Below are 20,838 nucleotides of genomic sequence, written 5' to 3' on the forward strand. Positions count from 1 at the left end.
CATCAGGCTACCTCACACAGGGCTGCCGGATCGATGGTCAATGCCAGGCGCTGGCCGTCTGCATGAAGGTCATCGGCCGAGCGGTTGAGTACATCCACCACCAGTTCCACGCCACGGGCTTCGATCCGGTAGCGGATCACATTGCCCAGCAGGCTGTGGCTGCGCACCAGGGCATCCAACTGGCCTTCCTTGCGCAGTTCGATGGCTTCCGGGCGAATGGCGATGCGCCCGTTGACCGGCCGTTGCAGCAGCTTGCTGGCGCTTTCGGCGTCCAGCAGGTTGTAGTTGCCGATAAAGCCCGCGGCGAAGGCATCCACGGGGGCGGTGTAGAGGGTTTCGGCGTCGCCGCTCTGGACGATCTTGCCCTGGTTCATCAGGAAGATCCGGTCGGACATGGTCAGCGCTTCTTCCTGGTCGTGGGTGACGAAGATAGTCGTCAGTCCCAGCTCCCGCTGAATGTTGCGGATCTGTTCACGCAGATGCTTGCGGATCCGCGCGTCCAGGGCCGACAGCGGTTCGTCCAGCAACAGCAGGCGCGGGCGGGTCACCAGAGAGCGGGCCAGGGCCACGCGCTGGCACTGGCCGCCGGACAGTTGATGGGGGTAGCGGCTGGCGTATTCGTTGAGCTCCACCAGTTGCAGGGCTTCCTGCACGCGCTTGTGGCTGTCGTCGGCGTTGACCTTCTGCATGCGCAGGCCAAAGGCCACGTTCTGTTCCACGGTCATGTTGGGAAACAGCGCGTAGCTCTGGAACACCATGCCGATCCCACGTTTCTGCGGGCTCAGGGGCACGATGTCCTGGCCGTCGAGAAGGATCTTGCCGCCGTCCACCGGGGTCAGCCCGGCGATGCAGCGCAGCAGGGTGGATTTGCCGCAGCCGGACGGGCCCAGCAGGGTGACGAACTCGCCTTTGCGAATCTCGCAATTGATGTCGCTGAACACCGTGGTGCCGGCGTAGTGCTTTTGCAGGTGTTGGACGCTGACGAAGCTCATTGGCTTTTGTCCTTGTTCAAGATGTTGGCGGCCCAGGTCAGAACCAGCACAAAGAAGAAGTAGGAGATCACCAGGGCGCTGGTGAAGTGGCCGCTGCTGTTGCGCATGTTGTTGAGGTAGACCTGCAGGGTTTCATAGCGGGTGCCGACCAGGATGTTGGCGAACACGAACTCGCCGAACAGGAACGAGAACGACAGCAGCAGCGCCACCATCAGGCCCTTGCGCAGGTTGGGCAGGACCACCAGGAAAGCCGCCTGCCAGGTGCTGGCGCCGAGCAGTTGGGCGGCGTCCATCAGGTCGCGGAGGTTGATCGCCTGCAGGTTGTTGGTGATGGCCCGGTACATGAACGGCAGCGCCACGGTGAAGTAGCAGCCGATCAGGATCCAGGGCGTGCCGACCATGGCCAAGGGCCCCGAACCATAGAGCTGCAGCAGGCCCACCGAAGACACCACCGGCGGCACCGCGAAGGGCAGCAGGATCAGGATGTTCATCAGCGCATCGAGCTTGGGAAAGTGGTAGTGCACCACGAACAGCAGCGGCAGGATCAACACTACCGAGAGCACCAGCGCGCCGACGCAGACCAGCAGCGACTGGCCGAAGGCGTTGAGAAAGCGCGGGTCGCTCCACAGCTGCAGGTACCACTTGAAGGTCAAGCCGCTGGGCAGGATGGTGGCCGACCAACTGCTGGCGATGGAATAGACAAAGGTCCCCAGCAGCGGCAGCAGCAGGATGGCGAACAGCAAGTAGACCACCACCCGGTGGTAGAGCGCGGCGGAGCCGGGTTCAGCGCGAGACATGGTAGCTCCTCTTCAGCAGCAGCTGATGGACGATGGTCACCAGGGTCATCAGTGCCACCAGCACCACGGCCAGGGCGCTGGCCATGTTCGGATCCAGGGAGATGTCCCCGGAAACCATGGCGGCGATACGGATCGGCAACACGTTGAAGTTGCCGGTGGTCAGGGCGTAGACCGTGGCGTAGGCGCCCAGGGCGTTGGCCAGGAGGATGACGAAGGTGCCGAGCAGTGCCGGGGTCAGCACCGGCAGGCCGATATGCCGCCAGAACTGCCAGCCGCTGGCCCCCAGCAGCGCGGCGGATTCGCGCCAGTCTTCACGCAAGGCGTCGAAGGCCGGGTAGAGCAGCAGCACGCCCAGGGGAATCTGGAAGTAGGTATAGAGAATGATCAGCCCGGTCTTGGAGTACAGGTTGAAGTCCTGAATGATCCCCGACTGCTTGAGCATGATGGTGATGGTGCCGTTGAAGCCCAGGAGGATGATGAAGGCAAAGGCCAGGGGCACGCCGGCGAAGTTGCTGGTCATGTTGGCGAAGGCGTTGACGAAGTTGCGCAGCCTGGAGTCCACCCTGCGCAGCGAGTAGCTGCCCAGCACGGCGATGATGATGCCGAACACGCTGGACCAGAAACTGATCTCCAGGCTGTACTGGATGGCCTGCAGGTAGAACTTCGAACTGAAGATCTTGCTGAAGTTGGCCAGGCCCCAGCCGAACTCTTCCGACTGCAGGCTGTTGATCAGCACCCATGCCAGCGGGGCGATCTGGAACACGATGAAGAACAGGGCAAAGGGCACCAGGCACAGCGCCGCCAGCCATTTGCCGCGGGTCACTGAATTCACTGCAACAGCTCCCGGCAGAAAGGTTTGTCATGGGCTGCGCCCAGCAGTTGGCAGATAGTGCCGCACAGCTCGGTTTGCTTGGGCGTGGCGTTGGGGTCGAGGCTGAAGGCATCGCCGAGCACGAACAGTGGGACTTCCCGCTCCTCGGCCAGCAGGCCATTGTGCGAGCGGTCGTTGTTCATGCCGTGATCGGCCGTCACCAGTACCTGATAGCCGGCATCGAGCCAGCCTTGCAGATAGTCGGCGAGGATGATGTCCGCCGAGCGCGCGCTGTTGCGGTACTGGGCGCTGTCCAGGCCGTGCTTGTGCCCGGCATCGTCGATGTTCATCGGGTGCACCAGGAGCAGGTTCGGCTGATGGCGCAGCCGCAGGTTCTCCGCATCGGCGAACAGGTGGGAATCGGGGTAGTGATCGCTCCAGTAGAAGTGGCCGTACTGGATCGGCAGTTCCGGGTTGACGGTATGGCGGTCACGGGGAGCGTTGAACGGGCTCTGGTTGTAGAGTTCGCTGACCCAGTGGTAAGCCGCCGCGGCCGTGCTCAGGCCGGCCTCGCGGGCGTAGTGGAACAGGCTGCGCTGGTTGGACAGGCGCGAGATCTGGTTGTGCACGATGCCGCTGTCGATCGGTGCGACGCCGGTGAGGATGCACTCGTACAGGGGCCGGGACAGGGCCGGCAACTCGCATTGCAACTTGTACAGGGCGGCGCGGCCTGCGCCGACGTAGGCTTGCAGATGGCCCATGGCGTGTCGGGCCACTTCGTGGTTGAGGCCGTCGAGCACCACAAGAATGACGTTGTGCTTCATGAACGGGGGGACTCCGGGATCAGGCAGCGCGTGGAACCTGCAGGAGCGGCCGGACGGCACTGCGTTTGCCGGCGAAGGTATCTGCACCTTCGTGCAGGCCTGCGCCGGCAAGCCGGCTCCTACGACTGATACAGCGTTATGGCATGTTGATGATCACTTCTTCCTGCCACTTCTGCGGCAGGGCCTTGGAGGTTTTCTCCCAGGCATCGGCGTCCTTGATCGGCGTCACGTGCTTGTACTGCTCGTTGGGCAGCAGGTTGGCCTGCACGTCCGCCGGCAGGGTCAGGTGTTCGGCGCGAATCGGCCGGGCATTGCCGCGGGCCAGGTTGGTCTGGCCGGCATCGCTGAAGATGTATTCGCGGGTCAGCTTGGCGGCGTTGGGGTGCTTGGCGTACTTGTTGATGATGGTGGTGTAGCCGGAAATCACCGAGCCATCGGACGGGATCAGCACTTCGTAGTCGTCCTTGTTGACCATCTTGTTGCGGTAGCTCAGGCCGTTGAAGTCCCAGACCACGCCGACTTCCACTTCACCCTTTTCCATGGTGGCGATGGTCGGGTTGGCCAAGGACAGGCGACCCTGCTTGGCGATCTCGGCGAACATCAGCAGCGCCGGCTGGATGTTCTTCTCGTCGCCGCCCTTGGCGATGGCCGCGGCCAGTACGCCGTTGGCGGCCTGGGCGGCGGTGCTCACGTCACCGATGGATACCTTGTACTTGCCTTTTTCCAGGTCGGCCCAGCTCTTGGGTGCGTCAGAGCCGTGCAGCAGCTTCTTGTTGATGATGAAGGCGATGGTCCCGGTGTAGGCCAGAGCCCAGTTGCCGTCCTTGTCCTTGGCCCAGTCCGGGACCTGGGCCCAGGTGCTTGGCTTGTAAGGCTGGACCACGCCCTGCTTGACCGCGATCGGGCCAAAGGCCGCGCCCACGTCGCCGATGTCGGCGCTGGCGTTGTCTTTCTCGGCGGCGAACTTGGCGATCTCCTGGGCCGAGCTCATGTCGGTATCGATGTGCTTGAGGCCGTAGGTTTTCGCCAGGTCCTCCCAGGTGCCTTTCCAGTTGGCCCAGTCATCGGGCATGCCGACGCTGTTGACCGCGCCTTCTGCTTTCGCAGCGGCTTCCAGGGTTTTCAAATCGTTATCAGCAGCCATGGCGGCGGTGCACAGGGCAATGGTCGAGCCTAACAGTGATGCCAGGAAAAGCTGTTTCATCCGAAGCTCCTTTGGGCGTGTTCAACGCTGCGTTGTTATCGACGGTCTTGCGGTGGGTTGGTCTAGGTCAGCAATACCTGAGCCAATTTAGGCGTGTTGGATGACACTTTGATGTCGGTGCCAACGGTCGGCGCATGGATTCGGGCGCAGGTCCGACGCTGCGAAATAAGCGTAGACCATGACCAAACACCCGTTCTGCAAGGTTCTGGCGGGCAATTTGCAGGTTCGCCAGGGGGCCGCTCGGCGGCTTTGTCATCTCTCAGTCATATGCATTGCCTAGGCTTTGGACACGGCTGCAGAGCGCTGTCCCGACCACTGCGCTGCCCTGAAACAGTGCTGGTCTAGTCCAGATAGGTAACGTTGATGCGTATTGATGCAACCAAAGCGGTGACAGCCATCGGCCAGGTCCTGCAGGAACAGATCACCCACGGTCTGTTGGCGCCGGGCAGCAAGCTGCCGGCCGAGCGCAAGCTCAGCGAACTGTTCGCCACCACCCGCATCACCGTGCGCGAGGCCTTGCTGCAATTGGAGGCCCAGGGGCAGATCTACCGCGAGGAGCGCCGGGGCTGGTTCGTTTCGCCGCCGCGGCTGGCCTACAACCTGATGCAGCGTAGCCATTTCCACGCCATGGTCAGTGCCCAGGGGCGAGTGCCTTCCACCGAGGTGATTTCGGCGCGGCTGCAACCGGCTTCGGCGGCGGTCTGCGCCTGGCTGCAGCTGCCGGCGCTGTCCAGCGTGATCCAGATCTGCCGGGTGCGGCGCATCGACGAGCGGCTGGTGCTGTACGTCGAGCACTACCTGAATCCCAAGTACTTTCCGCACATTCTCGAGTTGGACCTGAACCAGTCGATCACCGAGCTTTATGCCCGGCATTACGACCTGCATTACGGAAGGGTGCGCTTCGAGATCGTGCCCACTTCATTGCAGCCGGAAGCGGCGGCGGCCTTGAAGGTCTCGGTGGGCAGTCCCGGGCTGCGCATCGCCCGGGTCAACTATGACCAGCACGAGCGGCTGATCGATTGTGATCTGGAGTTCTGGCGGCATGACGCGATTCATGTCGGCGTTGACGTGCTGTAGGCGAGCCGGGTCGATTGATCGCTTTCGTCGGCCAGCCGGCTCCTACGGGGTCATTGTTTTTCCGGGGTGCTGCCGGGGGTGATCACCTGGATGCTCATGCGCGGGGTGGCCAGGTCCAGTCCGGCTTCGTCCAGGTGGCGCTTGAGGGACAGGTTGAAAGCCCGTGACACTTCCCATTGCTTGATCGGCGCAGTCTTGAAGCGAGCCCGGAGAATGGCGCTGCCGGACTCGAAGCTTTCCACGCCCTGAATCTCCAGCGGTGACCAGATGTTGCGCCGCTGCAAGGGATCGGTGCGCATTTTCTGGCCGACATCGCGCATCAGCTTGATCGCGTCGTCGATCTCCATGTTGTAGGGAATCGCCACGCGGAAGATCGCGTAGCCGAATTCCCGGGAGTAGTTCTTGATGCTCTTGATCTCGCTGAACGGGATGGTGTGCACGATGCCGTCGATGTCCCGCAGGCGCACGGTGCGGATGGTCAGGCCTTCGACAGTGCCGAGGTGGCCGCCGACATCCACGTAATCGTCGATGGCCAGGGAGTCCTCGATGATGATGAACAGGCCGGTGATCAGATCCGCCACCAGGGACTGGGCGCCGAAACCGATGGCCAGGCCGATGACACCGGCACCAGCCAGCAGCGGCGTGACGTTCATGCCCATGTTGGCCAGGGCGACGATGGTGGCAATGATGAAGATCGCCACGAACAGCACGTTGCGGATCAGCGGCATCATGGTTTGCGCGCGGGCATTGGCCAGCCCCTTGCGCGAGCGGGTCAGGGCGTGATGCACCGCGGTGTCGCTGAGAATCCAGATCAGCCAGGCGAAGATCAGGGTGCCGCCGAGGCTGAACAGCTTGACGCTGACTTCATGGCCGTCGCCTTCGGTGAAGCGGATCAGCGACATGCCCCAGACCCGCAGGCCCAGTTCGATGAACGCCAGCCACACCGCCAGGTGAGCCAGGGTATAGAAGAAGCTTTTCAGGCGCTCGGAGTACAGCGCGTGGCGTTTGTGCCCACGTTGCGGCTTGAGCGCGTGGCGCCGCACCAGGCCGTTGATCACCATGCACAGCACCAGCAGCACGGTGCACAGCAGGGACTGGCGCAGGGCGGTACTGGTATCGCCGGCCGAGACAAAGGTGGCGAACAGCGAAATGCCCACCAGCACCAGGGCCGGCAGGTACCAGAAGGTGCCGATGATTTCGATGGTGTCGCTCAGGGCCCGGCGGGTCAGGCGCCGGGACAGCGGCTGGTTGCGGATCAGGTGGGCGATGGGCCGGCGAAAACGCAGGATGAACACCCCGGTGGACAACGCCGCCATCACATTGGCGAAGGTCGCCGCGGTATGCGCCAGGTGCTGGCCGAGGCTGGCCACCATGCGCGGGTCGCTCAGGGCTTCGCCAAAGGCGGCGAAACTGCCGATCCACCACAGCGGGCGGAAGGCCTGGCGACGCAGGATGTACAGCGCGCGATGGCGGTGCGGGCCATCGAGCACGGAAAACGCCACCACGCAGATCGCCGAGAAGCAGGTGCCGATCACCAGCGCATAGGCCAGGACCATGGCCAGGTCCTTGCCCAGGGAAGAGGGCAGGGAGTAGGTCATGTAGACGGTGATCAGCAGGGCGATCAGCCAGGGGCCGAGCTTGCGCAGGGCGAAACGCAGCAAGTCCCAGGTCTTGGGATGCTGGGGCAGTTCGTCGGTGAGGCCAAAACGCAGGCGCACCCGGTGACTGAGCCAGATCAAAGCCGCCGCCAGCAGGCTCCAGACCATGAGGATCAAGGCAAAGGCAAAGATGATCGGCAGCCATTGGCTGGCCGGCAGCATCAGCGCCGCCAGTTCTTCCTGGGCCAGATCGAACTCGTCCGTCCAGCGGTTGACCGGACTGTCGGCGCCGGAAAACTGCTTCTCAAGACTGCTCAGGGTGCCGCCGATCAAGCCCAGTACGCCTTCCTCGGGGGTGGGCTGAGCTTTTTTCGTGGCGTCCCGGAGCTTTTTCAGGTCCGCCAGCAGCTTGGCCCGCTGCTGGTCGTTCTCCAGGGACTTGATGACCTCATCCAGGGATTGCCCCAGGGGTTCCTCGGCCTGGGGCTGCGCCTTGGTCTGGTTACCCAGCAGGCCGGGCAGGCCCACCGCCTGAGCGCTGCTCAGCGGCAGCAGGGTCAGCAGGCAGACGAGTGCATAGCAGGGCAGGGCGAAAAGACGAGCAAACACTGGGTGGTCAACCTCGCAGACAAACGGATCGACCGAGTGTACGAGGCCACCAAATTCAATGCGAGGGCAGGTGCTGCATTTATTCCGCGAGTTTGGCGAGGATCTTGTACACCACGGTTCCGAGAATCAGCAGCATGCCGATCCACATGCTGAACACCCCGAGGTTCTTGTCCCGGAAATTGAAGCCGATGGCCAACAGGATCATGCCCGAGAGAATCGGGATGAGCATGGAATGGAACGAAGACATCGAGATCATGGCGACGGCCTTGTCAGAAGAGGTACTTATCAGTCTAGGTCGCTTTGTCGCGACCTGGGTTGATGTGTATCAGAAGCCGGCGGGCATGGAGGTCCACGCCCGCCGCATGCCTCAGGGCAGTTCGCGGCTGGCGTAGAAGGCGCTCAGCACTTTCACCAGGTGGGCCAGGTCATGACTGCCGCACAGTTCGCGGATCGAATGCATGGCGAAGGTCGGCAGGCCGATATCCACGGTGCGCACTCCCAGGTGGCTGGCGGTGATCGGGCCGATGGTCGAGCCGCAGCCCATGTCGCTGCGCACCACGAAGCTCTGCACCGGCACTTCTTCGGCCATGCACAGGTGGCGGAAGAAACCGGCGGTTTCGCTGTTGGTGGCGTAACGTTGATTGCTGTTGACCTTGATCACCGGGCCGGCATTGAGTTTCGGGCCGTGGTTGGCGTCGTGCTTGTCCGCGTAGTTGGGGTGCACGCCGTGGGCGTTGTCGGCGGACACCAGTAGCGATTTCTGGATGGTGCGCACGAACTCGTCGCCTTCGGGCAGCAGGCGACGCAAGGTCTGTTCGAGCATCGGGCCGTCGGCGCCGCAGGCCGAGCAGGAGCCCACTTCCTCGTGGTCGTTGCACACCAGTACGCAGGTTTCGTCGCTGTCGGCGTTCAACAGGGCCTGCAATCCGGCGTAGCAGGACAGCAGGTTGTCCAGGCGCGCACCGGCAATGAAATCGCCATGCAGGCCGATTACCGCCGCGCTCTGGGTGTCATAGAAACTCAACTCGTAGTCCAGCACCACGTCGGCGTTCAGGCCGTGTTCCCGAGCCAGCTGGTCGGTCAGGACCGCACGGAAATCCACCCGCTCGTCGCCGGCGAACTGGGCCAGGATCGGCGGCAGTTCATTCTGTGCATTGATTGCCCAGCCCTGGTTGGCTTCCCGGTTGAGATGAATGGCCAGGTTGGGAATGATCGCGATCGGTGCCTTGAAATCGATCAGCTGGCTTTCCACCTTGCCGTCGCGACGGAAGGTCACGCGGCCGGCCAGGGACAGGTCGCGGTCGAACCAGGGGGCCAGCAGCGCGCCGCCGTAGACTTCCACGCCCAGTTGCCAGAAGCCCTGGCGCTGCAGTTCCGGCTGCGGCTTGACCCGCAGGCACGGACTGTCGGTGTGCGCGCCCACCAGGCGGATGCCGCCTTGCAACGGCGAGTGCCGCCCCAGCTTGAAGGCGACGATGGAGGAGTCGTTACGAGTGACGTAGTAACGACCGTTGGCCTCGGTGGTCCATGGCTCGCGCTCGTCGAGGCGTTGATAACCGGCCGCTTCCAGACGTTGAACAAGGCTGGCAGTGGCATGGAAAGGGGTAGGGGAGGCCTTGAGGAAGTCGATCAGGCCTTGGTTCAACTCTTCGCGCATAAGTAGCTCCAGACAGCAGTGGCGCGAGTTTAACGTATTGGATCGTGGCGATGGGCAAGAGCGTTTGAAGCAGGTCGTCCATTGATAGCAGAACTCGCTTCAATGCTTGGCTGACGCCAGCTGTTCGCGCAGAAAATTCAAGATGCCCTGTTGGTCTTCCTGGCGGGTGGGGCTGGGCAATACCTTTGGCCAGGAGCCACTGTCGAGATTCAGCAGTCGTTGTTGTTTTTGCGGATCCCAGCGTCCGATCTCCCGGGACGCGTTTTTCCACCACTCGTGCCTACAGGCCAAGTGGTAAGGATTGCTCGACAGTTCGTTTCCATAATGCAGGTCCCGGGCAATCTTCTTTAGCTCACCGTCGAGTTTTCGTAGGCGCCACTTGATTTGAAGTTGTTTCCAGAGCGGGGGCTCGGGTACCTGGCGTGGAACCTCTCGAGATAACGAGATCAGTTCAGAACGATAGTCTTCGCCGTAAAGTTCGAAAAAGCGCGCCTGCATCGTGTGGAAGAAACGCTTTTTGGCAAAGTAGTGATAAACGTACTTCTTGGTTTCTTGCACGGGCTTGTCACGCATTGCAAATGACAAGGCAATCTGTTCGATCGTGTGAATATCGAACGGGGCCTGAGTCCACTCATCGATATAACCGATGGACTTTTCCAGCAGTGGCGTATCGCTGTTGGTCAGTCCGCACAGGCCACTGTTGTAGAGCTTGAAGTCACTGTCGGGTTTTACGCCATGCGTTTGCAGGCATGCACCGAGCTTGAGGTAATTCTGGCGCGTACTCACATCTCGCCAATGGTATTCAAACTCATCCATCAAGTAGTTCTGAGGGCTGATCTTTTTCAGCAGCAGATGAGGGTTTTTCAGAAAGAGCGTATCGGTGTCTGCGAAAAGGGTTTTTTCCGCAAGTTTAAGTCCGACGGCCATGGCACAGGCCTTGCGCCGATGGTGATAGCCGTTATGGCCTTGCCATTGATGCAGGATTTCTTCGTTCAAAGCGACGATATCTACCGGCCAGCCAACATAGTCCTGGGGGCGGTCGGTCATTATCCTGATGCACAGCGACTCTCCGTTATTCAAAAGGCTAAGTGCTGTAAGGATGCTGAATTTGACTTCGCGCCGATAAACCTCGTGGTTACCGTAAACCAGATAGAGCAGCTGCTCTGGGGTTTTTACCAGGGAGTGCGGGGCAAGTGCTGCTATGCACGTCATCGGTCAAGTGTCCTTACTGAGGGCGCGGGCTGAACAGGTTGTTATCAAAATGGCGCAGGGCAGTCGAAGCGCAGGCGTTCGCCGGTCTGCGGATGGGTGAAGCTGAGCATGCTGGCGTGCAGGCACAGGCGCGGCCAGGCAGCCAGGGCTTGCGGGTGGGCGTAGAGGCCGTCGCCCAGGAGCGGATGCCCGATGGACAGCATGTGTACCCGCAGTTGATGGGAGCGTCCGGTGATCGGCGTCAGTTCGACCCGGCACCAGTCGCCGCAGCGCTCCAGCACGCGCCAGAAGGTCAGGGCGTGCTTGCCGAATTCGTGATCCACCACGTGCCGGGGCTTGGTTGGCGGGTCATAACGCAGGGGCAGGTCGATGCTGCCGCTGTCCAGTCCCGGCTGGCCCCAGCACAGGGCGGTGTAGGCTTTTTCGGTTTCACGGTCGTGAAACTGCCGCGACAGCTCGCGATGAGTGTCCGGGTCCCGAGCCAGGAGAATGATGCCGGAGGTTTCCCAGTCCAGTCGGTGGACGATCCGGGCTTCGGGGTAACCATTTTCCTGCAGGCGGGTGATCAGGCAGTCCTTGTTGTCGTCGGCGCGACCGGGGACGGAGAGCAGCAGGGTAGGTTTGTTCACCACCAGGACGGCAGCGTCCTGATGCAGGATGTGGATATTCGACAACGGCATTAAAACAGCCTCGTAACAAACGCCAACGGCGGCTCGCCGACCCCATTCAATGCATGAGGCCTGCGAGCCGCCGTGGCTCCTGGCGGATCAATCAGCGATCAGGCAGGGTGATATTGAGTTCCAGGATCGAGCAACTGCCCTGGTTTTCCAGAGCGACGTGCACGTCGTCGGACCCGATATTGACGTACTTGCGGATCACTTCCACCAGTTCCTTCTGCAAGGCGGGCAAGTAATCGGGGGTGCTGCGCTGGCCGCGTTCATGCGCCACGATGATCTGTAGACGCTCTTTCGCTACCGACGCGGTGCTGACCTTTTTGCTGGCACGAAAGAAGTCAAAAAGATTCATTATCTACCTCCAAACAGACGCTCGAAGAATCCCTTCTTCTCGACATCAAGGAACCGGTGTTCCACGGTTTTGCCCAGCAGACGATCGACCGCGTCGCTGTAGGCCTGGCCCGCATCACTCTGGTCGTCGAGAATCACCGGCACGCCCTGGTTGGAGGCCTTGAGTACCGCCTGGGATTCGGGAATCACGCCCAGCAGGGTCACTGCGAGAATTTCTTTGACGTCTTCAACGCCGAGCATTTCGCCATTGCTGACGCGCTCCGGGTTGTAGCGGGTCAGCAGCAGGTGCTCCTTGATCGCATCTTCGCCTTTTTCGGCGCGGCGGGATTTGCTGGCCAGCAGGCCGAGCATGCGGTCGGAGTCACGGACCGAGGACACTTCAGGGTTGGTCACGACGATCGCTTCGTCGGCGAAGTACATGGCCAGGTGTGCGCCTTTCTCGATACCGGCAGGCGAGTCGCAGACCACGAACTCGAAGGTTTCCTTGAGTTCCATCAGGACTTTTTCCACGCCTTCGAGGGTCAGCGCGTCCTTGTCCCGGGTCTGGCTGGCGGCCAGCACGTAGAGGTTTTCCAGGCGCTTGTCTTTGATCAGGGCTTGCTGCAGGTTGGCTTCGCCGTTCACTACGTTGACGAAGTCATACACCACGCGACGCTCGCAGCCCATGATCAGGTCGAGGTTACGCAGGCCGACGTCGAAGTCGACGATGACTGTTTTGTGACCACGCAGAGCGAGGCCGGTACCGATAGCGGCGCTGGTGGTGGTTTTACCCACACCACCCTTGCCGGATGTAACCACGAGAATCTTGGCCAAGGTGTTTCACCCCTAAGGAAAAAGGACTTTTAGCCCCTGAAAAACATCTCTTGAAAACTACTGCAGTCGGACAGCCTTGGCTGGAGCTCGGTCAGCGGCAGGGTTCATCGTCGATAAACACTGCTGATTGCCAATTTCCTACTTCGTTTGAGCCGTAATCGCTACGTTTTAGAGATGCTTGGAAAATGCGGCAGTATCCGTTAAAGACGTGTGATGTTCAACACGTCACCCGACAGGCTGACCTGGACTCCAGAGCCCCATAGCGGGTCGCGTCGCAGGTCCTCGGAAACCTTGTACTGGCCAGCGATGGAGATCAGTTCAGCGCTCAATTGCTGACAGAAAATCCGCGCCTTGGTGTCGCCCTTGACCCCCGCCAGGGCCCGGCCACGCATCGGGCCGTATACATGGATATTGCCATCGGCGAGAAGTTCCGCACCGGGGCTGACCGAGGACACCACCACCAGATCGCCGCCCTGGGCATAGATCTGCTGTCCGCCGCGTACGGGCGAAGTGATGATGCGGGTCGGTTTGACCGTGGGCTCCGGCGGCTTCTCCGGTACTTTCTTGACCTCGCTCTCGGGCGGTTCCAGCGGCCGTTCCCGGGCACCGGAAGGCGGCAGCACCGGCAGATCGACGGCAATCGCCGCGGCAATGTCTTCTATACGGCTGGCACGAATGGCCAGGGTGCGCAGCCCGTGGTGGCGGCAGACGCGCATCAGCCCGGGCAGATCCACCGAGCCCTCGGCGGCAGGCAGCTTGTCCAGCGCCAGCACCAGCGGCGCGTTGCTGAAGAAGTTCGGGGCCTGGGCGACTTTCGCGGCCAGTTGGCGATCAAGGCCTTCAAGGTCGTTGCGGGCCAGTTCCAGCACCGTGATGGCGAGCATGCTGCCCTTTAACTGGAACACAGGATCTTGGTCTAGCGATTCGGTTTGGCTCATGGTCTGCAGAAGGCGGCTTGTCACTAAAAGTGCCGAGACTTATAACGAGATCGCCCGCGCCCCGCAAGCCAGGTCGAACCGATGTAGAATGCGCGACCTTGTTGTCTGTCCGGAATCTGTAATGGATCGCCCGCGTTTTCGAGCTGCATTCTTTTCTCCACGTTTCTGGCCGCTGTGGCTGGGACTGGGTGTGTTATGGCTGATCGTCCAACTGCCTTATCCCGTGCTCCTGCAAATCGGTCGTGCCCTGGGGGCGTTGATGTACCGGGTAGCCGGCGCTCGACGGGCGATCGCCCAGCGCAATCTGGAGCTGTGCTTCCCGGAAAAGTCCGCCGCGGAGCGCAAGCGCCTACTCAAGGAGAACTTCGCATCCACCGGGATCGCCTTCTTCGAAATGGCCATGAGCTGGTGGTGGTCCAAGCCGCGTCTGGCGCGCCTGGCCCATGTCGAAGGGCTGGAACACCTCAAGCAGGCCCAGCACGACGGTCATGGGGTGATTCTCATGGCCCTGCACTTCACCACCCTGGAGATCGGCGCGGCGCTGCTGGGCCAGCAGCACACCATCGACGGCATGTATCGCGAACACAAGAACCCGCTGTTCGACTTCATTCAGCGCCGTGGCCGTGAACGGCACAACCTGGACTCCCTGGCCGTCGAGCGGGAGGACGTGCGGGGCATGCTCAAGCTGCTGCGGGCCGGCCGGGCGATCTGGTATGCACCGGATCAGGACTATGGCGCCAAGCAGAGTCTGTTCGTGCCGTTGTTCGGCATCCAGGCCGCTACCGTGACCGCCACCAGCAAGTTCGCCCGCCTGGGCAAGGCGCTGGTGGTGCCTTTCACCCAGGAACGCCTGGCCGATGGCAGTGGCTATCGCTTGGTGATTCATGCGCCGCTGACGGATTTTCCCGGTGCCACTGAAGAAGAGGATTGCCTGCGGATCAACCAGTGGATTGAAACAGCGTTGCGCGCCTGCCCCGAGCAGTACCTCTGGGCTCATCGACGCTTCAAGAGCCGGCCGCCGGGCGAGCCCAAGCTTTACAAGAAGCGCGGTTGAACCCCGGCTACGGATCGGGATCTTGAGCGCCATGGATGGAGTGAATTGATGAGTGCGGCGGAACCGATCACCGGTTTGATTCTTTCGGGAGGTGGCGCCCGGGCGGCCTATCAGGTGGGCGTGCTGGCGGCGATTGCCGAATTGATGGGGCCTGGGGCGCGCAATCCGTTCCCAGTGATTGTCGGCACCTCGGCCGGGGCCATCAATGCCGTCAGCCTGGCCAGCGGCGCCACGGATTTTTCCGCGGCAATCAAGCGCCTCACGGCATTCTGGAGCAGCTTTCGCAGTGATCAGGTGATGCGCAGCGATTGGCCCGGGGTGATTCGTCAGGCCAGTCGTTTTGTCGGCCACAGCCTGCTGGGGCTTGGCGCTCAGGTGCCGGTAGCGCTGATCAACAATTCGCCGTTGCGTGACCTGCTCAACCAGCACATGCACCTCTCGGGCATCAATCAGGCGATTGCCCAGGGGCAGTTGCACGCGGTGGCGGTAACGGCTTTCGGTTATGAGTCCGGACAGGCGGTGACCTTCTATCAAGGGGGCGGGGTCATCAATCCCTGGTTGCGCCACCGGCGCATCGGCGTTCCCACTCATCTGACGGTGGACCACCTGCTGGCCAGTGCAGCGATCCCCTTGCTGTTCGCGCCTGTGAAGCTCGACCAGGAATACTTCGGCGACGGCGCCGTGCGCCAATCGGCGCCCATCAGCCCAGCGTTGCACCTGGGGGCCAGCCGCGTGCTGGTGGTGGGGGTCAGTGGCAATCCGCGGGGCAATGATCCAGACGCCGCCCTGCAGCGTTCTTACACCGGGCAGCAGCCGACTCTGGCGCAGATTGGCGGCCATATGCTCAACAGCACCTTCATTGACAGTCTGGAAAGCGATATCGAACTGCTGGAGCGACTCAATCATTTCAGTCGGCTGTTACCCGGCAGTGCCGCGGATCGCGGCCTGGGCATTGCACCCGTGGAAGTGCTGGTGATTGCCCCGAGCCAACCGATCGACGAAATCGCGGCGCGGCATCGGCAGGAGTTGCCGGCGGCGCTGCGCCTGTTCCTGCGCGGACCGGGGGCAACCCGCACCAGCGGTGCCGGGGTCCTGAGTTATCTGTTGTTCGAGGCGGCGTACTGCAGTGAGTTGATCGAACTGGGGCGCAGTGACGCCCTGGCCAAGGGCGAGGAGTTGGCACGGTTTCTGGGGCTCAAGGGCTTCGCGGGCCAGCCCGCTCCTACAGAACCTGCGCCGTAGGAGCGGGCTGGCCCGCGAAGAGCAAGGCACGCGTCAACCGAACGTTGCCCAAGGCTCCGTACTGCATCAGCGGCTTGTCCAGCAATCAGAAGTGATACTTGACCAACAGGCTGGCGGTGTCCTGGTTGGTCTCGAAGTTGCGTGAATCCTCGATGCCGTACTTGTTCTTCCAGTAGTCGTACTCGAAACCGACGTACAGCTGCTTGGCGCCCCAGTTCAGGGCCTTGCCCAGGTCATATTTGACCTGCGGGTTGAAGTGCAGGTTGGCGTGGTAGGTGCCCTTGGCGTTCTGGTCGTTGTCCACCACCCAGTCCATGTAACCGTCGATCAGGATGTCCGAGCGGCCCACGGGAATGGTGTACGACCAGACCGGAGTGATCTGCCAGACGTTGTCGCCCGGGCGGCTGCCTTCGGTGTGGCGCTGGTAGAAGTTCAGCTGGAAGTAGTCGAAGCCGGGCACTGCCAGGTCGAAACCGGGACCGATCAGGTAAGACTCGTTATCGCCCTCGCCGAACTCGTAGGTGAAGGCCAGCAGCACGTCCTTGATCGGTCCGAACTCCAGCTTCTGATCGAAGATCTTGCCGAACGACAGGCGCGGGGTGAACTCGCCGTAGTAAGTGTCCGGGCCGACGTTGCCGTCTTCCTTGCCGTTGTAGAAGATCCGGTCGAGGAAGAAGAAGTTGTCGCCGTATTTCCAGGCGTCGGCATGTTCGAAGGTCACCGTCTGTTGAATCTGCGGGTTGACCTCGAAGTTCTTGCCGTACAAGTAAGTCAGGCTGTTGTTCTGCCACTGCAACAGGTCGCCAGCCACGGCCTGTCCCCCCACCAGCACACTGGCGGCCAACATCAGGCTCTTGCACATCGGTTTCATTCGGTTGCTCCCAAAGTAGGTAGTTCCACGTTTTTATGGCTCGGCGCTCTGGTGTGGCGCCTTTTTTCTTTGCTTTAAAAACCATCCGATCGGTCAGCTTTGTTGCTGATAGCAAGAGCTGAGCCAAGGCCGAAAAAAGCCAAAAAACTCCCGGTCGGCTGTAGCGATACAGTCGAACGAGAGTGTTTCGAGCATTGATTTCGTGCGCCTCGAGACCTGTCCGGGCCGGGATAAGTTGGCCTTCAGGTCAGGTTTTTCATCCGGGCTTTTTTTTAGACCGGATTTGCGCGGCCGCGGAGAATACTGGCTCCCACGGCAGGGCTCAAGTGCTCCGCAACAGCGCACTTGTAGCCACTTTGGGGCAGGCAGACCGCGCATCTCAGCGCGCTGTCCGTGCCAAGAGGCGAAGAAACCGCACGGACGAGCCGTCATCAGGGGCGCAGTGGGTGGCCACGGGATGTCGAGCGGCGGACATGAGTCGGGCCGGTGCAGGCTGCATGGCGGGCTCCCTGTTTATTCTTGTTTTCAAGGCGCGGCGTTGCTGGGCAGTGATCGGTGCAGGGCTGGCGAGCACTGCACTCATGCATGAACGGTGAAGCACGGATCGGGGCGCCGGTTCGGCGCCCTGGTCAAGCCTTAATGCTGGTGAGCCTGTTCAGCGCTGCTGATGGCACGCTCGGTGCCCCCGAGAATGTTGAACAGCAGGTTCAGCAACAGCGCGCTCAAGGTCGCCATGGCGATGCCGCTGTGGGTGATGGGGCTCATCCACAGTGGCAAGTGGGCAAAGAACTCTGGACGCACCACGGGAATCAGGCCCATGCCGATGCTCACTGCCACCAGCAGTTGATTGCGTCGGTCGCCAATATCGGCTTCCTGGAGGATCTTGATCCCGGTGGCGGCCACCATGCCGAACATGGCGATGGCCGCCCCGCCCAGGACCGCCGGTGGAATCGAGGCCACCAGGAAGGCGGCCTTGGGCAGCAGGCTGAGAACGATCAGCAGAGCGCCGGCGACCATGGTCACCGAGCGGCAGCGCACCCCGGTCATCTGCACCAGGCCGATGTTCTGGGCGAACGAGGAATGGGTGAAGGTGTTGAGGAAACCGGCGAAGAACGAGGCGCCAGCATCGCACAGCAGGCCGCGGCGCAGCATGCGCGGGCTGACCTCCTGGCCGGTGATCTTGCCCAGGGCCAGGAACATCCCGGTGGATTCGACAAAGATGATCACCACCACCAGGCACATCGACAGGATGGGGGCCAGATGGAACTGCGGCATGCCGAAGTGCAGCGGGGTGACGACCTGCAGCCAGGGCGCCTGGGCCATGCCGCTAAGGTCGACCATGCCGATCATGCCGCACAGCACGTAGCCCAGGCCCATGCCGATCAGCACGGAAATGTTCACCCAGAAACCACGCATGAACCGATGGATCAGCAGGATGGTGCCCAGCACCAGCGCAGCGATGGTCAGGTAGATGGGTGAACCGAATTGCGCGGTACTGCTGCCGCCGCCGGCCCAGTTCACCGCCACCGGAAACAGTGACAGGCCGATCGAGGTGATCACCGTGCCGGTGACCAGGGGCGGGAAGAAGCGCACCACCTTGGACATGAACGGCGCAATCAGCATGCCGAAGAAGCCCGCGGCAATGGTGGCACCAAAGATGCCCTGCATGCCGATGCCAGGCATGCCGGCCATGGCCACCATACTGCCTACGGCGGCGAAACTGGCGCCCATCATCACCGGCATGCGAATGCCCATGGGGCCGATGCCCATCGACTGGACGATGGTGGCGATTCCAGCCACCAGCAGATCGGCATTGATCAGGAAGGCGATTTCTTCACGACTCAGGCCGGCGGCCTGTCCGATGATCAGCGGTACCGCAATTGCACCGCCATACATCAGCAGAACGTGTTGCAGCCCCACCAGGATCAGTTGCAGGAAAGGCAAGCGCACGATGGCGGGCGCAGCGGGGACGCACTGTTCGGATGAATCGGACATGCAACACCTCGAATCTTTTTATTCTTGTGATTTAACCGCTGCGTCTTGGCGCGCAGCGGGTTTGCCGCGGACGAATCTTGGACGGCTGACGGCAATCAAGCCCGCCCCTACAGATGAATCCGGTTCTGTAGGAGCGAGCTTGCTCGCGAAGCAGCCTGGGTACAGGCGCTGATCAGTGGGTCTGGGCCCCCTGGGCAATCCAGGCACCGATCAGTTCACGTTCCTGCTGGGTCATCTGGGTGATGTTGCCCAGCGGCATGATCTGGCTGGTCACGGCCTGGGCCTGGATGCGCGCGGCTTGCAGGCGGATCTGTTCCGGTGTGTCGAACATCACCCCGGCCGGCGCGGCGCTGAACAGCGGGCTGGTGGGCTTGGCCGAGTGGCAGACTGCGCAACGCTCCTGAATCACGCTGTGCACCTTGTCAAAGGCCGGGCCGGTGTTCGAAGCCTGGGCCGGGGCGCTGGTCGCGGCGGGCGCCGCTGGCGTGGAGGCTGGCTGAGCGTCGGTCGTGGTTGCCGGTTTGCCGCCCAGGGCGGTTTCCGGCAATGGCTGGAACTGGGTCTGGGCAGGGGCCTTGGCCACGTCCGCAGCACTGGGCGCTGGCGTCGGACCGGTCACATAAGCCAGGCAGATCATGCCCAGCGCCGCCACGGGCAGGGTCCAGGCGAACTTGTGGCTGTCATGACGGGTGTTGAAGTAGTGACGCACCAGCACTGCCAGGACCGCGATCCCGGCCAGGATCAACCAGTTGTACTGGCTACCGTAGGTACTCGGGAAGTGGTTGCTGATCATGATGAACAGCACGGGCAGGGTGAAGTAGTTGTTGTGACGCGAACGCAACAGGCCCTTGGCCGGCAGGGTCGGGTCCGGGGTGCGGTTCTCCGCGATCGCCGCCACCAGCGCGCGCTGGGCCGGCATGATGATGCGGAATACGTTGCCCACCATGATGGTGCCGATGATGGCGCCCACATGCAGGTACGCGCCCCGGCCGCTGAACACCTTGCTGAAGCCGTAGGCGGCGCCGATCAGCAGGAGGAACAGGATGAAGCCGAGCAGGGCGGGTTTCTTGCCCAGTGGCGAGTCGCAGAGGAAGTCGTAGACGAACCAGCCGGCAATCAGCGCACCGATACCGATGGCCACGCCTTCAGGGCCGCTCAGGCCGCTGCCGGGAGCCACCAGGTAGAGCATCGGGTTGTAGTAGAACACCAGGCACAGCAGGGCGATCCCCGACATCCAGGTGAAGTAGGCTTCCCACTTGAACCAGTGCAGGTTCTCCGGCATCGAGGGAGGGGCCAGCTTGTATTTTTCCAGGTGATAGATACCGCCACCGTGAATCGCCCAGAGGTCGCCGGACAGGCCGTCCTTGGGGTTGACGCGATTGAGGTTGTTCTCCAGCCAGACGAAGTAGAACGATGCGCCGATCCAGGCCACACCAGTGATCATATGTACCCAACGCACGCTCAGGTTGAGCCATTCCAACAGATGTGCTTCCACAGTCTTTACCTCTTGCCTGTCACCCTTGTTGTCGAGTGATCAAGCCTTCTCTTATTGGTGGGGGGCGAGGATCAAACGCTCATCCTCTTTGAAGAAATGCTCATCGCAGTTATTGCCTTTGCCACTGCGATCAACCACCAGGAAGTCATCCCGCTTTTCGATCGTCAGCACCGGGTGGTGCCAGACGCCGCGATGGTAATTGATGCCCTGCCTGCCATTGCTGACGAAGGCGCGGACCAAGCCCGATACAGGTTCATCGCCAAGTGGCGCGACCACGATCAGAAAGGGGTTGCCGAGCAGCGGGATGAAAGCCTGGCTGCCCAGCGGATGGCGTTCCAGCATGCGAATGGTCAAGGGCATTTCCAGCGCGTCGGCGCGGAAGATGCTGATGATCGCTTCGTCCTCCGGCTGGGCGGTTTCAACCGTTGCCAGGCGGTGGAAGCGCATGGTCGAACCATTGTTGATCATGAAGTGGTCGCTGCCTTCAGTCTCGATGACGTCACCGAAGGGGGCGAAGGCTTCTTTGCTCAGGGGTTCAATCACTAATGTGCGCATGCTGTTCTTCTTATGTTCTCTGATGAGGGTGTCGGTTCATCATCCACTGGCGCCGCCGGCTTGCCGGCG

Annotated in this window: 21 protein-coding genes; 4 read left to right on the top strand and 17 right to left on the bottom strand. The window is 61.7% G+C overall.

The genetic code is table 11. The annotated features are described in order from the left end of the window. Nucleotides 1–2: 2 nt before the first annotated feature. The 5 genes from BLV47_RS07945 to BLV47_RS07965 all read right to left on the bottom strand — a co-directional run bounded on the left by BLV47_RS07945 (nucleotide 3) and on the right by BLV47_RS07965 (nucleotide 4,628). Nucleotides 3–992, bottom strand: a complete 990-nt coding sequence (locus BLV47_RS07945; RefSeq protein WP_092311853.1) for an ABC transporter ATP-binding protein — start codon at nucleotides 990–992, stop codon at nucleotides 3–5. Then, nucleotides 989–1,789, bottom strand: a complete 801-nt coding sequence (locus BLV47_RS07950) for an ABC transporter permease (protein WP_060840510.1) — start codon at nucleotides 1,787–1,789, stop codon at nucleotides 989–991. The genes BLV47_RS07945 and BLV47_RS07950 overlap by 4 nt, the downstream gene beginning before the upstream one ends. Further along, on the bottom strand, nucleotides 1,776–2,621 hold the full coding sequence (locus tag BLV47_RS07955) for an ABC transporter permease (RefSeq protein ID WP_060840509.1): 846 nt from the start codon (nucleotides 2,619–2,621) through the stop codon (nucleotides 1,776–1,778). The genes BLV47_RS07950 and BLV47_RS07955 overlap by 14 nt, the downstream gene beginning before the upstream one ends. After that, nucleotides 2,618–3,424: an alkaline phosphatase family protein gene (locus BLV47_RS07960; protein ID WP_092311856.1), complete on the bottom strand. Its 807-nt coding sequence runs from the start codon at nucleotides 3,422–3,424 to the stop codon at nucleotides 2,618–2,620. Before BLV47_RS07960 ends, BLV47_RS07955 begins: the two co-directional genes overlap by 4 nt. 136 nt (nucleotides 3,425–3,560) lie before the next feature. Beyond that, the gene (locus BLV47_RS07965; RefSeq protein WP_092311859.1) at nucleotides 3,561–4,628 is read right to left on the bottom strand and encodes an ABC transporter substrate-binding protein; all 1,068 of its coding nucleotides are present in this window, start codon (nucleotides 4,626–4,628) and stop codon (nucleotides 3,561–3,563) included. A gap of 363 nt (nucleotides 4,629–4,991) precedes the next feature. On the opposite strand from BLV47_RS07965, the gene BLV47_RS07970 reads away from it, so the two are divergent. Further along, the gene (locus tag BLV47_RS07970) at nucleotides 4,992–5,705 is read left to right on the top strand and encodes a UTRA domain-containing protein (RefSeq protein ID WP_092311863.1); all 714 of its coding nucleotides are present in this window, start codon (nucleotides 4,992–4,994) and stop codon (nucleotides 5,703–5,705) included. A gap of 50 nt (nucleotides 5,706–5,755) precedes the next feature. On the opposite strand, the gene BLV47_RS07975 is transcribed toward BLV47_RS07970, so the two are convergent. Further along, the gene (locus BLV47_RS07975) at nucleotides 5,756–7,912 is read right to left on the bottom strand and encodes a mechanosensitive ion channel family protein (protein ID WP_092311866.1); all 2,157 of its coding nucleotides are present in this window, start codon (nucleotides 7,910–7,912) and stop codon (nucleotides 5,756–5,758) included. Nucleotides 7,913–7,991: 79 nt separating this feature from the next. Continuing rightward, on the bottom strand, nucleotides 7,992–8,141 hold the full coding sequence (locus BLV47_RS36095; protein WP_167365613.1) for a hypothetical protein: 150 nt from the start codon (nucleotides 8,139–8,141) through the stop codon (nucleotides 7,992–7,994). Here BLV47_RS36095 and BLV47_RS36100 point away from each other — a divergent pair. After that, nucleotides 8,140–8,304, top strand: coding sequence for a hypothetical protein (locus tag BLV47_RS36100; protein WP_167365614.1), 165 nt, complete (start codon nucleotides 8,140–8,142; stop codon nucleotides 8,302–8,304). The two genes, BLV47_RS36095 and BLV47_RS36100, sit on opposite strands and share 2 nt — an antisense overlap. Here the strand turns inward: BLV47_RS36100 and BLV47_RS07980 are convergent. The 6 genes from BLV47_RS07980 to minC all read right to left on the bottom strand — a co-directional run bounded on the left by BLV47_RS07980 (nucleotide 8,280) and on the right by minC (nucleotide 13,557). Further along, the gene (locus BLV47_RS07980; protein ID WP_092311869.1) at nucleotides 8,280–9,569 is read right to left on the bottom strand and encodes a M18 family aminopeptidase; all 1,290 of its coding nucleotides are present in this window, start codon (nucleotides 9,567–9,569) and stop codon (nucleotides 8,280–8,282) included. The genes BLV47_RS36100 and BLV47_RS07980 overlap by 25 nt on opposite strands. Before the next feature lie 99 nt (nucleotides 9,570–9,668). Then, complete coding sequence (locus BLV47_RS07985) at nucleotides 9,669–10,781, bottom strand: hypothetical protein (protein ID WP_092311872.1); 1,113 nt, start codon at nucleotides 10,779–10,781, stop codon at nucleotides 9,669–9,671. Nucleotides 10,782–10,825: 44 nt separating this feature from the next. Continuing rightward, nucleotides 10,826–11,461, bottom strand: coding sequence for an RluA family pseudouridine synthase (locus tag BLV47_RS07990; RefSeq protein WP_092311875.1), 636 nt, complete (start codon nucleotides 11,459–11,461; stop codon nucleotides 10,826–10,828). A 91-nt stretch (nucleotides 11,462–11,552) separates the two neighbouring features. Next, nucleotides 11,553–11,807: a cell division topological specificity factor MinE gene (minE, locus tag BLV47_RS07995; protein ID WP_007898843.1), complete on the bottom strand. Its 255-nt coding sequence runs from the start codon at nucleotides 11,805–11,807 to the stop codon at nucleotides 11,553–11,555. Further along, complete coding sequence (gene minD, locus BLV47_RS08000; protein ID WP_011062650.1) at nucleotides 11,807–12,619, bottom strand: septum site-determining protein MinD; 813 nt, start codon at nucleotides 12,617–12,619, stop codon at nucleotides 11,807–11,809. Before minD ends, minE begins: the two co-directional genes overlap by 1 nt. Nucleotides 12,620–12,819: 200 nt before the next feature. Further along, complete coding sequence (gene minC, locus BLV47_RS08005) at nucleotides 12,820–13,557, bottom strand: septum site-determining protein MinC (RefSeq protein ID WP_092311877.1); 738 nt, start codon at nucleotides 13,555–13,557, stop codon at nucleotides 12,820–12,822. Between the two features lie 121 nt (nucleotides 13,558–13,678). Here minC and BLV47_RS08010 point away from each other — a divergent pair, with 121 nt between their 5' ends. Together BLV47_RS08010 and BLV47_RS08015 are read left to right on the top strand one after the other, a co-directional pair. Beyond that, entirely contained in the window at nucleotides 13,679–14,611 is a 933-nt protein-coding gene (locus BLV47_RS08010; RefSeq protein WP_092311880.1) for a lipid A biosynthesis lauroyl acyltransferase, read from the top strand. A 48-nt stretch (nucleotides 14,612–14,659) separates the two neighbouring features. Further along, the gene (locus tag BLV47_RS08015; protein WP_092311883.1) at nucleotides 14,660–15,853 is read left to right on the top strand and encodes a patatin-like phospholipase family protein; all 1,194 of its coding nucleotides are present in this window, start codon (nucleotides 14,660–14,662) and stop codon (nucleotides 15,851–15,853) included. A gap of 85 nt (nucleotides 15,854–15,938) precedes the next feature. On the opposite strand, the gene BLV47_RS08020 is transcribed toward BLV47_RS08015, so the two are convergent. From BLV47_RS08020 to BLV47_RS08035, 4 genes are all read right to left on the bottom strand, one after another. Beyond that, complete coding sequence (locus BLV47_RS08020) at nucleotides 15,939–16,724, bottom strand: outer membrane protein OmpK (protein WP_092311886.1); 786 nt, start codon at nucleotides 16,722–16,724, stop codon at nucleotides 15,939–15,941. A gap of 636 nt (nucleotides 16,725–17,360) precedes the next feature. Beyond that, nucleotides 17,361–18,719 carry a nucleobase:cation symporter-2 family protein gene (locus BLV47_RS08025; protein WP_092311888.1) on the bottom strand — a complete coding sequence of 453 codons (1,359 nt, stop codon included), beginning with the start codon at nucleotides 18,717–18,719 and terminating at the stop codon, nucleotides 17,361–17,363. Between the two features lie 172 nt (nucleotides 18,720–18,891). Further along, nucleotides 18,892–20,214, bottom strand: a complete 1,323-nt coding sequence (locus BLV47_RS08030) for a urate hydroxylase PuuD (RefSeq protein WP_092311891.1) — start codon at nucleotides 20,212–20,214, stop codon at nucleotides 18,892–18,894. A gap of 51 nt (nucleotides 20,215–20,265) precedes the next feature. Then, entirely contained in the window at nucleotides 20,266–20,769 is a 504-nt protein-coding gene (locus BLV47_RS08035) for an ureidoglycolate lyase (protein ID WP_092311894.1), read from the bottom strand. Between the last annotated feature and the right edge of the window lie 69 nt (nucleotides 20,770–20,838).

This window comes from Pseudomonas saponiphila (assembly GCF_900105185.1).
GTDB lineage: Bacteria > Pseudomonadota > Gammaproteobacteria > Pseudomonadales > Pseudomonadaceae > Aquipseudomonas > Aquipseudomonas saponiphila.